Origin of the sequence: Reyranella sp. (assembly GCF_965279465.1) — a bacterium.
GTDB lineage: Bacteria > Pseudomonadota > Alphaproteobacteria > Reyranellales > Reyranellaceae > Reyranella.
The window spans coordinates 5,412,623-5,426,590 of record NZ_OZ257242.1; the positions used below are offsets into that span (position 1 = coordinate 5,412,623).

The following is a 13,968-nucleotide window of genomic DNA, read 5'->3' on the forward strand; positions in this document are numbered from 1 at the left end:
CCAGCGAGCCAACACTTCACGTCGAGGCGACACTCTCACCTCACCCTGAGGAACGAAGCGAAGCGGAGTGTCTCGAAGGGTGGCAGCAGAATTGGTGCCGGCCCACCTCATGATCGCGGTAGTGCCGTCCTTCGCGTTCCCATCCTTCGAGACGCTTCGCTACGCTACGCTCCTCAGGATGAGGTGGTCGGGGGTGAGGCGATCCGGTTGAAGCAGAATTTAAACTACAGGAGAGAACCATGACGAACCGTCCCCGCCGCGCCCGACGCGTCCAGCTTTCGACACCCGGTTCCAGCGAGAAGATGATGCAGAAGGCCTCGGAGTCGAAGGCCGATCATGTCTTCCTCGACCTCGAGGACGCCGTTGCGCCGAGCCAGAAGCGCGACGCCCGCAAGAAGATCGTGGAAGCGCTCAAGACGCTGAACTGGAAGGGCAAGACGCGCTGCGTGCGCATCAACGACCTCACCACTGAATACGCCTACGAGGACATCATCGAGATCGTCGAAGGTGCCGGCGAGCACCTCGACACCTTCATGATGACCAAGGTGCAGACCGCGGCCGACATCCTGTTCGCGGACAAGCTGCTCAATCAGATGGAAAAGAAGCTGAAGCTCAAGAACCGCATCGGCCTCGAAGCCCTGATCGAGGAAGTCGAGGGCATGCAGAACGTCGACGAGATCGCGAGGTCGACGCCGCGGCTCGAATGCCTGGTGTTCGGCATGGGCGACTTCTCGGCCTCGATGGGCGTCACCAACAAGAACGTCGGCGAGTCCGACGGCTATCCCGGCGATATCTGGCACTACGCCCGCTTCCGCTTGGTGATGGCCTGCCGCGCCGCCGGCATCGACCCCGTGGACGGCCCGTTCGCCGACTTCAAGAACCCCGAGGCCTATCGTGAGGAATGCCGCCGCTCGATGATCCTGGGCTGCGTCGGCAAGTGGGCGATCCATCCGTCGCAGATCGAGCATGCGCTGGAGATCTACTCGCCCAAGCCCGAGGACATCGCCCGCGCGCGCCGGCTGGAGAAGGCTTATGCCGAGGCCGAGGCCAAAGGGTTGGGCGCAATCAACGTCGACGGCATCATGGTCGACGTCGCCTCGATCCGCATCCTGCGCAACACGATCCTGAACAAGGCCGACCTGTTCGGGATGTGACTGCCCACTCCTCCCTTGCGCGCAGCGCAGGGGAGATGCCCTCGTCTTACGAGGGCGGAGGGGTCATGAGTCCGTTACGGTTCTTCCATGTCGCGACTCATGACCCCTCCGTCGCCGTATGACGGCGACACCTCCCCTTCGCGGAATCCGCGAAGGGGAGGAAGGCTCGAGGCGATGGCATGAAGCGCGCCTTCGTCCCGGTGGCCAGCATGCTGGCCATCCAGGTGATGGTCTCGTTCAGCGTGCTGTCGCTCAGCGTCATGATGCCAGCCGTGGCGCGCGACCTGGCGATCGACGCCAAGCTGGTCGGCATTTTTACCGCCCTCATTTATGGAGTCGCTGCGTCGGTGGCGCTCGCCGCCGCAGGCCCCATCGTGCGGTTGGGCGCGGTGCGTGTTTGCCAGGCAGCGCTGTTGATGGCTGCCATCGGACTCTCGCTCAATTCAATCGCGGCGGTGGCAGCGACCGTCGTCGCGGTCCTGTTCATCGGCATGGCGCAAGGCCCGATCAACCCGGCCTCGGCCCACGTCCTGTCGCAGCGGGTGCCGCGCGAGTATTTCGGCATGGTCTTCTCGCTGAAGCAGACCGGCGTGCCGATCGGCTTTGCGCTGGCGGGCCTCATCTTTCCTGCCCTGCTCGCCTGGGTCGACTGGCGCGGCGCGAGCCTGGTCGCCGCCGGTGCCCTCGCCTTCTCGGCGGTCGCGATCGAGCCGCTGCGGCCGCGTCTCGACGTCATCGCCGTCGCCGGCAAGCCTGCCGCCAGCATCTGGCGCTCGGTCCGCTTCGTGCTCGGGCACCCGCAGCTCCGCGTGCTCGGCTGGTCGGCCTTCATCTACGTCGTCGCCCAGCACACCTTCACCTTCTACCTGGTGACGTATCTCTATGAGCACTGCGGCCTCACCATTGCCCAGGCCGGCGCGCTCCTGTCGGCGTCGCAGATCGTCGGCACCGGCGTCCGCCTGCTGAGCGGTGGCGCTGGCGACCGTTTTCCCCGCATGAAGCTGCTGGGCTGGACCGGAATCGGCATGACCCTCGGCTGCATCGCCACCGGCCTGCTGCAGTCCGACACGCCGTTCTGGCTGATCACGCTTGTGGTTATCGGCTATGGTTCGGTCGTGATCAGCTGGAACGGAACCTCGCAAGCCGAGTTCGCCCATCTCTCGCCGCCTGGTGAAGCCGCCGCCGTCGCAGCAGTGCAGACCTCGCTCGCCTTCTCCGGCGCGGTGTTCGGGCCACCGCTTTTCGCGCTGATCGCATCGATGCTCAGCTACCGCATGGCCTTCTTCGCCGTTGCCGCCTGCGTGCTCGCTGCCGCCGTCTGGCAGCTCCTGGCCGCGCGAGTGTCCCACGCGCCGGGGTGACGACCACAATATTGAAACATCCGCGTCATAGGGTCGGACCGATGGATTTCTTCAGGCGCTTCACCTTCCTCTTCTCCGCACCGGCCTTCGACGCCGACGACCTCGAAGGCCACCGGCTGCGCGAGATAATCGTCGAGATCGAGAAGCTCGGCTTCCAGGTCATCCAGGCTCGGCGGACCGAGGATGCCGAGATCGCCGTCCAGACCGACGCTGCCATCGGCTGCATGGTGGTGGACTGGGGCAAGAAAGGCCTGGAAGGCAAGACCTCCTCGCTGATCAACCTGATGCGGCGGCGCGGGCTGGAGATGCCGATCGTCATGCTGGTGCGCCGCAAGCGCCTGGAGGACATCCCCGTCGAGGTGCTCGATTTCATCGACGGCTACATCTTCCTCGCCGAGGAGACGCCCGCCTTCATCGCCAAGAACCTGGTGAGCCGGCTCAAGCAATATGCCGAGACGCTGAAGACGCCGTTCTTCGGCGCGCTGGTCGACTACGCCGAACGCGGCAACCAGCTCTGGACCTGCCCCGGCCACAATGGCGGCGTGTTTTACAATCGTAGCCCGATCGGCCGGATCTTCGTCGAGCACCTCGGTGAGGCGGTCTTCCGTGATGATCTCGACAATTCCGTGCTCGAGCTCGGCGACCTGCTGGTCCATGAAGGCCCTGCCCTGAAGGCGCAGCAGGAAGCGGCCGAGATCTTCGGCGCCGAGAAGACCTACTTCGTGCTGAACGGCACGTCGACGTCCAACAAGATGGTGCTTTCGGCGCTGGTCGCCGAAGGCGACCTCGTGCTGTTCGACCGCAACAATCACAAGGCGGCGCATCACGGCGCGCTGTTCCTCGGCGGCGGAATCCCGATCTTCCTCGAGACCGACCGCAACGCGCACGGGTTGATCGGCCCGATCTTCCACGAGGCGCTCGACGAAACGCGCATCCGCGAGAAGATCCGCAATCATCCTCTGATCGCCGACAAGGAAGCGTGGCGCCGCGAGCGGCCGTTCCGCGTCGCCGTAATCGAGCAATGCACCTATGACGGCACGATCTACGACGCCCGCATGATCATCGAGAAGATCGGCCACCTCTGCGACTACATCCTGTTCGATGAAGCCTGGGCGGGCTTCATGAAGTTCCATCCGCTCTATGCCGGGCGCTATGCCATGGGCCTTACCGATCTCGGACCGAATCGGCCGGGCATCATGGCGACGCAATCGACCCACAAGCAGCTCGCGAGCTTCTCCCAAGCCTCGCAGATCCACGTCAAGGACAGCCATATCGAGGGCCAGCGCCGCCGCATCGAGCATCGCCGCTTCAACGAATTCTTCATGCTGCACGCCTCGACCTCGCCGTTCTATCCGCTGTTCGCCTCGCTCGATGTCGGGGCGCAGATGATGAAGGGCCGGTCCGGCGTGGTGCTGTGGGACGACACGATCCGGCTCGGCATCGAGCTTCGCAAGAAGGTGCGCGCGATCCGGCGCGAGTTCGAGCACAAGGAGAAGGACCCGGCCCGCCGTTGGTTCTTCGATGTCTTTGTCCCCGATCGTCTCGCCGTTCCCGGCCGCGACGGCGCGCCGGAGCGCGAGATCGCGTGGGAAGAGGTCTCGACCGACGACCTGGCCTCGGATCCGCGCTGCTGGGAACTCGCGCCGGAGGCCAGCTGGCATGGCTTCAGCCATGTGGCGCCAGGCTACGCGATCACCGATCCCAGCAAGCTGACCGTGTTGACTCCCGGTTTCGACCGCGCCACCGGCGCCTACTCGGATTTCGGCATTCCGGCGCCCGTGGTCGCGCAATACCTGCGCGAGAACCGGGTCGTGTCCGAGAAGAACGATCTCAATTCGCTGCTCTTCCTGCTCACCCCCGGCGTCGAATCGAGCAAGGCGGGAACGCTGCTCAGCACGCTGGTGGCGTTCAAGCGGCTGCACGACGACAATGCCCGTCTCGACGACGTTATCGGCGAGTTCGTCGCCCGGCGGCCGGCTCGATACTCGGGCGTGCGCCTGCGCGATTTTTGCGCACAGATGCACGCCTTCTTTCGCGACAGCGGCGCCAGTACCTTGCAGCGCGCGCAGTTCATGCCCGATCACCTGCCGACGCTCGTAATGCCGCCGAACGAGGCGGTGCGGCAGCTGGTGCGCAACAACGTCGATTATCTGCCGATCAGCCAGGTGTTCGGGCGGATCGCGACCACGATGTTTGTGGTCTATCCGCCCGGCATCGCCAGTATCGTGCCCGGCGAGCGTCTCGACGAGCGGGCGCGCCCGATGCTCGACTATCTTGCGATGTTCGAGCGCAGCGCCAACCTGTTCCCCGGCTTCGACGTCGAGGTCCAGGGCATCTATCGCGAGATCGAAAAGGACGGGACGGTGAGGTTCTATACCTACGTTGTGCGGGAGTAGCTGTCGTCGGCCGGCGGCTCGGCGGCGCCCGGCCCCAGCGCGCGCTGCATCAAAAGGCTGTCTGTCCAGCGGCCGAACTTGAAGCCGACGTCCTTCAGCAGTCCGGCGCGCTCGAAGCCGAAAGCCTCGTGCAATTTCTGTGACGGTGTGTTGCTGCCGTCGATATAGCCGAACATCTGGCGAAAGCCTGCCGCGGCGCAGGCATCGATCAATGCCGGCAACAGCAGCCGGCCAACGCCCGAATGCAGGTAATCCGGGTGCACGTAGATCGAGTGCTTGACGGCATAGCGGTAGGCCGGCCGCTTGCGGAACGGCACGGCATAAGCGTAGCCCACGACGATGCCGCCACGGTCGGCCACCAGATGCGGCAGCTTGCGCCGCAGCATGTTCTTGCGTCGCCGCTTGATGTCGTCATCGTGGAACGGTTCGGGATCCACGAGGTCGCCGACGCCGCGCTGGATATGGTGGGTATAGATCGCCAGCATCGCCGGGACGTCCGCTTCCACGGACGGACGCACGACGATGGTTTGCGGCGCTTCCAGTCGAACTTCGGTCATTGCCGCCCGATCAATCACACGCAGATGACGTTTTCATGTCGCCGGCTCAGGGCTCTTTCATCCCGGCGATGCGGACGATCTCGCCCCACTTCACGATTTCCTTCTCCTGCCACGCCGCCAACTCTTCTGGCGAGCCAGGGAAAGGGACGCCGAGCGTCGTGCGCAGCAGCGTCTGATAAGACTCGGACGCCACCGCCTCGCGGATCAGCTGGTTGAGCTTGTCGATGATCGGCCGCGGCGTGCCGGCCGGCGCGTAGGCCGCGTTCCAAGGTCGCGACTCGTAGCCCGGCAGGCCGCTTTCGGCGACCGTCGGGAATTGCTCCAGTCCGGGATAGCGCTCCGCGCTGGTCACGGCGAGGCCACGCGCCCGGCCGTCCCGCACCGGCGGCAGTCCCGTGGTGAAGTCGCTGAAGGTGACATCGATGCGCCCGCCCAGGAGGTCTCCAATGACTTGCGGCTGGGTCTTGTAGGGCACGCCGAGCAGGTCGACCTTGGCCATGATTTTGAACAGCTCCGCCGCGCCCCGGGCCGAGCCGTTGCCGCTGCCGAACGTGAGCTTGCCCGGCTGCGCTCGCGCGAGCGCGATCAGCTCCGGGATCGACCTTGCCGGCAGGTCGTTGCGCACCATGACGATCTGCGCGCCGCTCGACAGACCGCTGATCGGCGCAAAGCTCTTCACGGGATCGTAAGGCAGCGTCTTGTAGACATGCTGGTTGATTGCCTGCGTCGTCTGGGTGGTGACGAATATCGTGTAGCCGTCCGGCGCCGCCGTGGCTGCCGCCTGCGCGCCGATCTGGCCCTCGGCGCCGGGCCGGTTGTCGACCACCACCGATTGCCCCGTGCGGCGCGACATCTCTGCCGCCACGACGCGGGCAACCGTGTCGGTCGCCGTCCCCGGTCCGAACGGCGCGATGATGTGTATGGGCCGGTTCGGGAAGTCCTGTGCGGCGAGCGGCGCCGTTTGCAGAATTCCGGCCAGCAGACCCAGCAGACAGATGAGCATTCGCATGATGCGGAACCCTACGACGTGCTAGCGTCGTCGCAACCAAAAACGGAGGAACACCATGCGGCGCATGTTCATCGTGCCGGTAATCGCGGCGCTTCTGGCCCTCGCAGCGCCCGCGTCGGCGCAAAAGAGCGGCGGCACCTTGCGTGTCAGCCATCGCGACAACCCGCCCAGCGCTTCGATCCACGAAGAGGCGACGATCTCGACCGTCATGCCGTTCATGTCGGTCTACAACAACCTCGTGGTATTCGATCCGGACAGCAAGCAGAACCGACCCGACAGGATCGTCCCCGACCTCGCCACCGAATGGGCGTGGAGCAACGACGGCAAGGACCTCACCTTCAAGCTGCGCGACGGCGTGAAGTGGCACGACGGCAAGCCCTTCACCAGCGCCGACGTCAAATGCACCTTCGACATGCTGGTCGGCGACGAGTCGAAGCTTCGCAAGAACCCGCGCAAGTCCTGGTGGTTCAACCTCCAGGAGGTGACGGTCAACGGCGAGCGCGAGGTCACCTTCCATCTCAAGCGGCCGCAGCCCTCGGTGCTGACCATGCTCGCGGGCGCCTTCTCGCCGGTCTATCCCTGCCATGTCAGCACCGCCCAGATGCGGACCCGGCCTGTCGGCACCGGGCCCTTCAAGTTCGTCGAGCTTAAGCAGAACGAATCGATCAAGCTCGTGAAGAACCCCGATTACTGGAAGAAGGGCCGGCCTTATCTCGACGCCATCGAATTTCGGATCATCCCGAGCCGGGCGACGTCGATCCTGGCCTTTGTCGCCGGCCAGTACGACCTCACCTTCACGGCCGAGATCGCGGCGCCGGCGTTGAAGGACCTCAAGATCCAGGCGCCCTGGGCGCAGTGCGAGCTGCTGCCGACCAACACCCAGGCCAACCTGCTGGTCAATCGCGACCGGCCGCCGTTCGACAACGCGCAGGTGCGCAAGGCGATGGTGCTGGCGATCGACCGCTCGGCCTTCACCGAGATCATTGGCCAGGGTGCCAACCGGCAGGGCGGCGCCATGCTGCCGCCACCCGAGGGCCTGTGGGGTATGCCTGACGATTTTCTGGCGACCGTCGCAGGCTACGGCGCGGACACCGAGAAGCAGCGTGCAGAGGGCCGCAAGATCATGGCCGGGCTGGGCTACAGCGCCGACAAGCCGCTCAAGATCAAGGTCTCGACCCGGAACATCCCGAGTTATCGCGACCAGGCCGTGATCCTGATCGACCATCTGAAGCACGTGTGGATCCAGGCCGAGCTCGAGCCGCTCGACACCTCGGTTTGGTACAATCGCCTGCTCAAGAAGGACTATGCGGTCGGCATGAACATCCAGGGCGTCGGCATCGACGATCCGGATGTGGTGTTCTACGAGACCTATTCCTGCGGCTCGGAGCGCAACTACACGAACTATTGCAGTCCCGAGATCGAGAAGCTGTTCGACCAGCAGTCGCGCATGTCCGACATCGAGGCCCGCAGGAAGCTGGTCTGGGAGATCGACAAGCAGCTGCAGGAGGACGGCGCCCGGCCCGTGATCCAGCACGGCCAGGGGGCCACCTGCTGGCGGCCGGAAACGAAAGGTATCAAGCTGTCCGTCAACTCGATCTACAACCACTGGCGTTTCGAGGATGTCTGGCTGGATCGCTAGAAGGGCCGGAACCCGGCCGGTTACCATCGGGGAACTTGTCCGGTGCGAACCGCGGGCCTATCTCGACGGCGTCCAGGAAGCAGGAGCGCTACCATGATCAAAGGCTTGCATCACAACGCCTATCGTTGCCGCGACGCGGAGGAGACACGGAAGTTCTACGAGGACTTCCTCGGCCTGCCGCTGGTCAACGCTTTCAGGATCGAGCAGACGATGACCGGCCGCAAGACCGGCGGGCCGGGCGTGCTGCATGCCTTCTTCCAGCTCGACGACGGCTCGTCCCTCGCCTTCTTCGAAGCGCCGGATATGCCGTTCGAGTTCAAGGACCAGCACGACTTCGACCTGCATATCGCGCTGGAAGTCGAGCCCGACGTGCTCGAGGCGATGTTCGAGCGCGGCAAGCGGGAAGGCCGCGAGGTGCGCGGCATCTCCGACCACAAGTTCATCCGCTCGATCTACTTCCGCGACCCGAACGGTTACGTGATCGAGCTCGCTGCCAAGGTGCCCGGCCGCGCATCGGCAATGGACCCGAAGAAGAACCGCGCCCGCGAGATCCTGAACGACTGGCAGAGCAGCAAGAAGCAGCCGGTGCTGGCCTGACCCCCTTCCGGCGCGACACGCCACCGGTCACCACGAGTTGCGCAGCTCACGGAGCTTCACGAATACAGCGCGTTGATCGGGCTTCTCGGGCATGTCGGGAAAGGCCTCGCGCAACCTCGCGACGATCGTCGGGCTGGACAGGCGAAAGAACGTGTTGATCCTCTCTTCGACCTCGAGCGTCGATACATACGCGTTGCTGGGGTCTTGACCCGCAAGCTTGTCGAGCAGCTCGCGGGCGTCCGCGTTGTCGGGCTCGCGATCCAACGTGAAGCGCAGGTTGTTCTCCACATAATCGTGTCCCGGATAGATCAATGTCGATTGCGGGAGCTTGGCGAGCTGCTGGTCGAACGTCCTGTAGAGCTCTTCTGGATGGCCACCGTTGTGGCAATTCCCGGCGCCGGCGTTGAACAGGGTATCGCCGCAGAAGAGCGCCGGCTGATCGGTGTGGGACTTCAGGCACACGTGGCACATGGTATGGCCGGGCGTGTCCAGCACCTCGAGCTCGACCGTCTTGCCCACTTTGACGACATCGCCCGCGCCCAGGCCTCGGCCCATGTCGGCGATCTTGTCCTTGGCATTCCGGTGCGCCAGAATCGTCGCTCCGGTTTTGCCGACGACAGCGTCGTTTCCGCCCGTATGGTCGCGATGCTCGTGCGTGTTCAGGATCTTTGTGATTTCCCATCCTTCATCCTTGGCGGCCTTCAGGCACTTTTCATGATCCAGGGGGTCAATGGCCAAGGCCTCGCCGGTTTCGCTGCAGGCGATGAGGTAGTTGAAGTTGCGGTAGGCGTTGGCAGTCCAGATCTGTTTGACGATCACGGCATCAGCTCCGGTCAGTTGCGTCGATCATGATAGCGCTGGAGCGCGGGCCAAGCGACCCGTCTTCCCGAATAACTGGCTGTTCGACCAGATCGGCATCGTGGCGGTCGACGAGCAGGACCATGTCCGCCAGATCCTCCTCGGCCGCGTGGACATACCGGAGGCCGGCGGCGTGATCGCTCTGCATGGCTCGCCTTGCGTCGCGATGAGGTCCGCGAGCGCTCGACTTGATCCGACGCGCTTTGCGCCGTCCCAAAAGAACGCTACCGTCCGGCCGGGAGCGAAGTGCGGGGCCGAAGAGTGAGATCGTTATGAATGTCCGGTCGGGTTTCATCGACAGCATCGGCAATACGCCGCTGATCAAGCTGAAGGCGGCATCGGCCGCGACCGGCTGCGAGATCTACGGCAAGGCGGAATTCCTCAATCCGGGCGGCTCGGTGAAGGACCGCGCGGCACTCGCGATCATCGAGGACGCGGAGAAGCAGGGAAAGCTCAGGCCTGGCGGCGTGATCGTCGAGGGTACCGCGGGCAACACCGGCATCGGCATCGCGCTGGTCGCCAATGCGCGCGGCTACCGATCGGTGATCGTGATGCCCGAGACGCAGAGCCAGGAAAAGAAGGACATGCTGCGGCTGTGCGGCGCCGACCTGCGCCTGGTCCCGGCCCTGCCCTACGCCAATCCCGGCAACTACGTGCGCTACTCGGAGGTGCTGGCCAAGGAGATCGCCGCCAGGGAGCCGAACGGCGCGATCTGGGCCAACCAGTTCGACAACACCGCCAACCGCGACGGCCACTACCGCACCACCGGTCCCGAGATCTGGGAGCAGACCAGTGGGAAAGTCGCCGGCTTCACCTGCTCGGTCGGCAGCGGCGGCACGCTGGGCGGTGTTGCGATGGCGCTCAAGGAGCGCAATCCCGGCATCAGGATCGCACTCAGCGACCCGATGGGATCGGCCCTGTACGGCTGGTACGCCAACGGCGCGCTGAAGGCGGAAGGCAACTCCGTGACCGAGGGCATCGGTCAGGGGCGGATCACGAAGAACCTCGAGGGCGTCCCGATCGACGCTGCCTACCAGATCACCGACGAGGAAGCTCTGCCCGTGCTGTTCGACCTGATCGAACATGAAGGGCTGGTGCTGGGCGGCTCGACCGCGATCAATGTCGTCGGCGCCATGCGGCTTGCCAAGGATCTCGGCCCGGGCAAGACGATCGTCACCATCCTTTGCGACGGCGGCGCGCGCTATCAGTCGAAACTGTTCAACCCGGCATTCCTGCGCGAGAAGAAGCTGCCGATACCGCATTGGATGACATGAGCCGCCCCGTATGAGCCGCGTCGTCGTTTGCGGAAGCCTCAATATGGACGTGGTCGTCGAGAGCGGCCGGCGGCCGCATGCCGGCGAGACGCTGCTCGGCGCCAAGGTGTCGTTCCTGCCGGGCGGCAAGGGGCTCAACCAGGCGGTTGCCGCGGCGCGGCTCGGCACCGTCGCGGCGATGGCGGGAGCGATCGGCCACGATGCCTTCGGCAACACACTGCGCGGCTTCCTGGCCGACAACGATGTCGACAGTTCGGGTGTGCGCGCCCTGAAGGGCCACGCGACCGGCCTGGCGCTGATCCAGGTGGCCGGCGGCGACAATGCGATCACCGTGGCCTCCGGCGCGAACCTGCAGTTCACCAGCGCGATGGTGCGTGACCGGCCGCGGGCGGACGAGGTCTGGGTCGCGCAGTTCGAGACGCCGCTCGAGACGACGCACGCCCTGCTGATGCAGGCACGCCGCGCCGGCGCCCGCACCGTGCTCAATCTGGCACCATTCGCTCCTCATTCTGCGCGCCTGCTGAAATGCGTCGATGTCGCTGTCCTGAACGAGATCGAGCTCGCCCAGGCGACCGGCGCCAAGGTGCGCGCCGCGAGCAGCCGGCGCCTCGTTGGCGAGGCGTGCGAGAAATTGCGCCAGCGCGGCGCCCGGGCCGTGATCGCGACCCTCGGCGAGCGCGGCGCGGTGGTGGTTACCGCCGACGGCCAGACCAACATCCCCGCCTTTCCGGCCAAGGTCGTCGACACGACCGGCGCCGGCGACTGCTTCGTCGGGGCCTTGGCCGCCTGCCTCGCGAAAGGTGCCACGCCGATCGAGGCGGCCCGCTACGCCAGCGCCGCGTCGGCCTGTGCCGTGGAACGTCTGGGCGCGGCGCCCTCGATGCCGACGGCCAAGGAAGTTGCGGTGCGGCTGGCCAGGGCCTAAATCCTGCCCATGGTCGAAGAACTCTTTCGTCAGGACTCCTATCTCAAGGAAGCCGATGCCACTGTGACCGCGGTCGAGGATCGCGGCGTGCGGCTGGACCGGTCGATCTTCTATCCGACCGGCGGGGGCCAGCCCGGCGACAGTGGGCTGCTACGCTGGGAGGGCGGCGAGGCCAAGGTCGTCGATACGCTGAAGGCCGACGGCAACGACGTGCTGCTCGTGCTGGCGCCCGACGCTTCCAGGCCGGACGTCGGCACTCCGGTCCACACGGTCCTCGACTGGGAGCGGCGCTACAAGCATATGCGCATGCACACGGCACTGCACGTCATGTCGGCCGTGATCAAGGGCAACGTCACCGGCGGCCAGGTCAATGCCGACAAGAGCCGGCTCGACTTCAACCTCGAGGGTGACGTCCCGACCAAGGAATGGGTCACCGAGGAGATCAACAAGCTCCTCGCCGTCGACCGCCCGGTCGTGCCGCAATGGATCACAGACGAGGAGCTGAACTCCCGGCCCGAACTGGTGAAGACCATGAGCGTGAGGCCGCCGATGGGCGCCGGCAGGGTGAGGCTGCTGGCCATCGAAGGAGTCGATCTGCAGGCCTGCGGCGGCACCCATGTCGCACGCACAGGCGAGATCGGCCGGGTCGAGTGCACCAAGATCGAGAACAAGGGAAAGATGAACCGCCGGTTCATCATCGCCCTTCCCTAGAACCCTTCAGTCCCCCTTGGCGAGGGAGAGAGAGACATGAGCAGAGGAATCTGAATGACCTACGCCCGACCCGACGCCCTCGTCAGCACCGAGTGGTTGGCGGACCATCTCGATGCGCCGGACATCCGTATCGTCGACGGCTCGTTCTTCCTGCCGGCGCAGAAGCGCGACCCCAAGGCGGAGTTCGTCAACCAGCACATCCCCGGCGCGGTGTTCTTCGACATCGACGAGATCGCCGACACCGACAGCCCGCTGCCGCACATGCTGCCGTCGGCGGAAAAGTTCTCGGCGCGCGTGCGCAAGCTGGGGCTGGGCGACGGCAACAAGATCGTCGTCTACGACACCTCGCCGATGACCGGCGCCTGCCGCGTCTGGTGGATGTTCCGCGCCATGGGCCACAAGGACGTGGCGATCCTCGACGGCGGGCTGCCGAAGTGGATGGCGGAGGGCCGGCCGGTCACCGACGACCCGACGCCGCCGCGCGAGCGCCATTTCACTGCCCGCCTCGACAACACGCTGGTGCGCTCGATCGACGATGTGAAGGCACTGATCGACAGCAAGCGCGAGCAGATCGTCGATGCCCGGGCGGCCGGCCGTTTCCGTGGCGAGACGCCGGAGCCGCGCGCCGGCCTTCGCAGTGGCCACATGCCGGGCGCCTTCAACCTGCCCTACAACGAGCTGCTCGATCCCAGGACCGGCACCGTGCTGCCGGCCGATCAGCTCAAGGCGCGTATCGCCGCTTCGGGCATCGATCCGTCGAAGAAGGTCACCGCGAGTTGCGGCTCGGGCGTCACTGCCTGCGTCGTCGGTCTCGGCCTGTACCTCACGGGTGCGCCGGAAGCGGCGATCTACGACGGCTCGTGGACCGAATGGGGCGGACGTGCCGACACGGCCATCGTCACCGGTCCCTGACCTCTTCGCCCACCAGCCGCCGCCGCGCAGCGATGGCGTGCTGGCGGTCACGATCACCCATCTCGAGCTGGCGCCGGACGACTGGACACGACGTGGCATTGCACCCGCGATCGAAGTCGACATCGTGCGCGAGCCGAAGCCGACGGCCGCGTTCTACCTCCGCCTCTACGATCGCGTCGGCCGGCCGTGGCTGTGGTACGAGCGCCGGCTGTACGGCTACGACGAGCTCACCTCGCTGCTCAACCGGCCCGGCCACGAGGTCCATGTCGCGCGGCACGACGGTGCGCTCGTCGGCTACTTCGAGCTCTACGAGGACGAGGTCGTCTTCTTCGGCCTCACGCCCGAGTTCATCGGCCGGCGGATCGGGCCGTGGCTGCTCGACCGGGCCATAGAGCGCGCCTTAGCGCGCGGATCATCGCGACTGATCCTGAACACAAACACGGCCGACCATCCGCGTGCGCTCGACACCTACCGCAAGGCGGGATTCCGCGTCGTACGCAGTGAAACCAGGGAGCTGCAGGACCCGCGGCTGCTGTGGCCGGACATCTACCGGTGGCCGCCGAAGTGAACGACGT

The 13,968-nt window shown here is 65.5% G+C and carries 14 protein-coding genes; 10 read left to right on the top strand and 4 right to left on the bottom strand.

What is annotated here, in order from left to right:
• Nucleotides 1-239 precede the first annotated feature (239 nt).
• From ACQY8M_RS26425 to ACQY8M_RS26435, 3 genes are all read left to right on the top strand, one after another.
• Nucleotides 240-1,154 carry an HpcH/HpaI aldolase/citrate lyase family protein gene (locus ACQY8M_RS26425; RefSeq protein ID WP_428661947.1) on the top strand — a complete coding sequence of 305 codons (915 nt, stop codon included), beginning with the start codon at nt 240-242 and terminating at the stop codon, nt 1,152-1,154.
• 179 nt (nt 1,155-1,333) lie between these two features.
• Nucleotides 1,334-2,515, top strand: coding sequence for an MFS transporter (locus tag ACQY8M_RS26430; RefSeq protein ID WP_428661949.1), 1,182 nt, complete (start codon nt 1,334-1,336; stop codon nt 2,513-2,515).
• A gap of 41 nt (nt 2,516-2,556) precedes the next feature.
• On the top strand, nt 2,557-4,911 hold the full coding sequence (locus ACQY8M_RS26435; protein WP_428661952.1) for an Orn/Lys/Arg decarboxylase N-terminal domain-containing protein: 2,355 nt from the start codon (nt 2,557-2,559) through the stop codon (nt 4,909-4,911).
• On the opposite strand, the gene ACQY8M_RS26440 is transcribed toward ACQY8M_RS26435, so the two are convergent.
• Both ACQY8M_RS26440 and ACQY8M_RS26445 read right to left on the bottom strand, forming a co-directional pair.
• Nucleotides 4,893-5,468 (bottom strand): N-acetyltransferase family protein, encoded by a 576-nt coding sequence (locus tag ACQY8M_RS26440; RefSeq protein ID WP_428661955.1) that lies wholly within the window; start codon nt 5,466-5,468, stop codon nt 4,893-4,895. The two genes, ACQY8M_RS26435 and ACQY8M_RS26440, sit on opposite strands and share 19 nt — an antisense overlap.
• A gap of 46 nt (nt 5,469-5,514) precedes the next feature.
• Entirely contained in the window at nt 5,515-6,471 is a 957-nt protein-coding gene (locus ACQY8M_RS26445; RefSeq protein WP_428661957.1) for a Bug family tripartite tricarboxylate transporter substrate binding protein, read from the bottom strand.
• Between the two features lie 61 nt (nt 6,472-6,532).
• Here ACQY8M_RS26445 and ACQY8M_RS26450 point away from each other — a divergent pair, with 61 nt between their 5' ends.
• Complete coding sequence (locus ACQY8M_RS26450; RefSeq protein WP_428661960.1) at nt 6,533-8,116, top strand: ABC transporter substrate-binding protein; 1,584 nt, start codon at nt 6,533-6,535, stop codon at nt 8,114-8,116.
• A gap of 93 nt (nt 8,117-8,209) precedes the next feature.
• A complete protein-coding gene (locus tag ACQY8M_RS26455) occupies nt 8,210-8,713 on the top strand; it encodes a VOC family protein (protein WP_428661963.1) in 504 nt (167 codons plus the stop codon).
• A gap of 27 nt (nt 8,714-8,740) precedes the next feature.
• Here ACQY8M_RS26455 and ACQY8M_RS26460 read toward each other — a convergent pair whose 3' ends face one another.
• Together ACQY8M_RS26460 and ACQY8M_RS26465 are read right to left on the bottom strand one after the other, a co-directional pair.
• Nucleotides 8,741-9,532 carry a hydroxyacylglutathione hydrolase gene (locus ACQY8M_RS26460; protein WP_428661965.1) on the bottom strand — a complete coding sequence of 264 codons (792 nt, stop codon included), beginning with the start codon at nt 9,530-9,532 and terminating at the stop codon, nt 8,741-8,743.
• 4 nt (nt 9,533-9,536) lie between these two features.
• Nucleotides 9,537-9,719: a hypothetical protein gene (locus ACQY8M_RS26465; RefSeq protein ID WP_428661968.1), complete on the bottom strand. Its 183-nt coding sequence runs from the start codon at nt 9,717-9,719 to the stop codon at nt 9,537-9,539.
• A 124-nt stretch (nt 9,720-9,843) separates the two neighbouring features.
• Between ACQY8M_RS26465 and ACQY8M_RS26470 the strand changes: the two genes are divergently transcribed.
• From ACQY8M_RS26470 to ACQY8M_RS26490, 5 genes are read left to right on the top strand one after another with little or no spacing between them, the layout of a single operon-like run.
• On the top strand, nt 9,844-10,845 hold the full coding sequence (locus ACQY8M_RS26470; RefSeq protein WP_428661971.1) for a cysteine synthase A: 1,002 nt from the start codon (nt 9,844-9,846) through the stop codon (nt 10,843-10,845).
• 43 nt (nt 10,846-10,888) lie between these two features.
• Nucleotides 10,889-11,770, top strand: coding sequence for a ribokinase (locus ACQY8M_RS26475; protein WP_428661973.1), 882 nt, complete (start codon nt 10,889-10,891; stop codon nt 11,768-11,770).
• Between the two features lie 9 nt (nt 11,771-11,779).
• Entirely contained in the window at nt 11,780-12,481 is a 702-nt protein-coding gene (locus tag ACQY8M_RS26480; RefSeq protein WP_428661976.1) for an alanyl-tRNA editing protein, read from the top strand.
• Between the two features lie 54 nt (nt 12,482-12,535).
• On the top strand, nt 12,536-13,393 hold the full coding sequence (gene sseA, locus ACQY8M_RS26485) for a 3-mercaptopyruvate sulfurtransferase (RefSeq protein WP_428661979.1): 858 nt from the start codon (nt 12,536-12,538) through the stop codon (nt 13,391-13,393).
• Nucleotides 13,362-13,961 carry a GNAT family N-acetyltransferase gene (locus tag ACQY8M_RS26490; RefSeq protein WP_428661982.1) on the top strand — a complete coding sequence of 200 codons (600 nt, stop codon included), beginning with the start codon at nt 13,362-13,364 and terminating at the stop codon, nt 13,959-13,961. The genes sseA and ACQY8M_RS26490 overlap by 32 nt, the downstream gene beginning before the upstream one ends.
• The last annotated feature ends 7 nt before the right edge of the window (nt 13,962-13,968 follow it).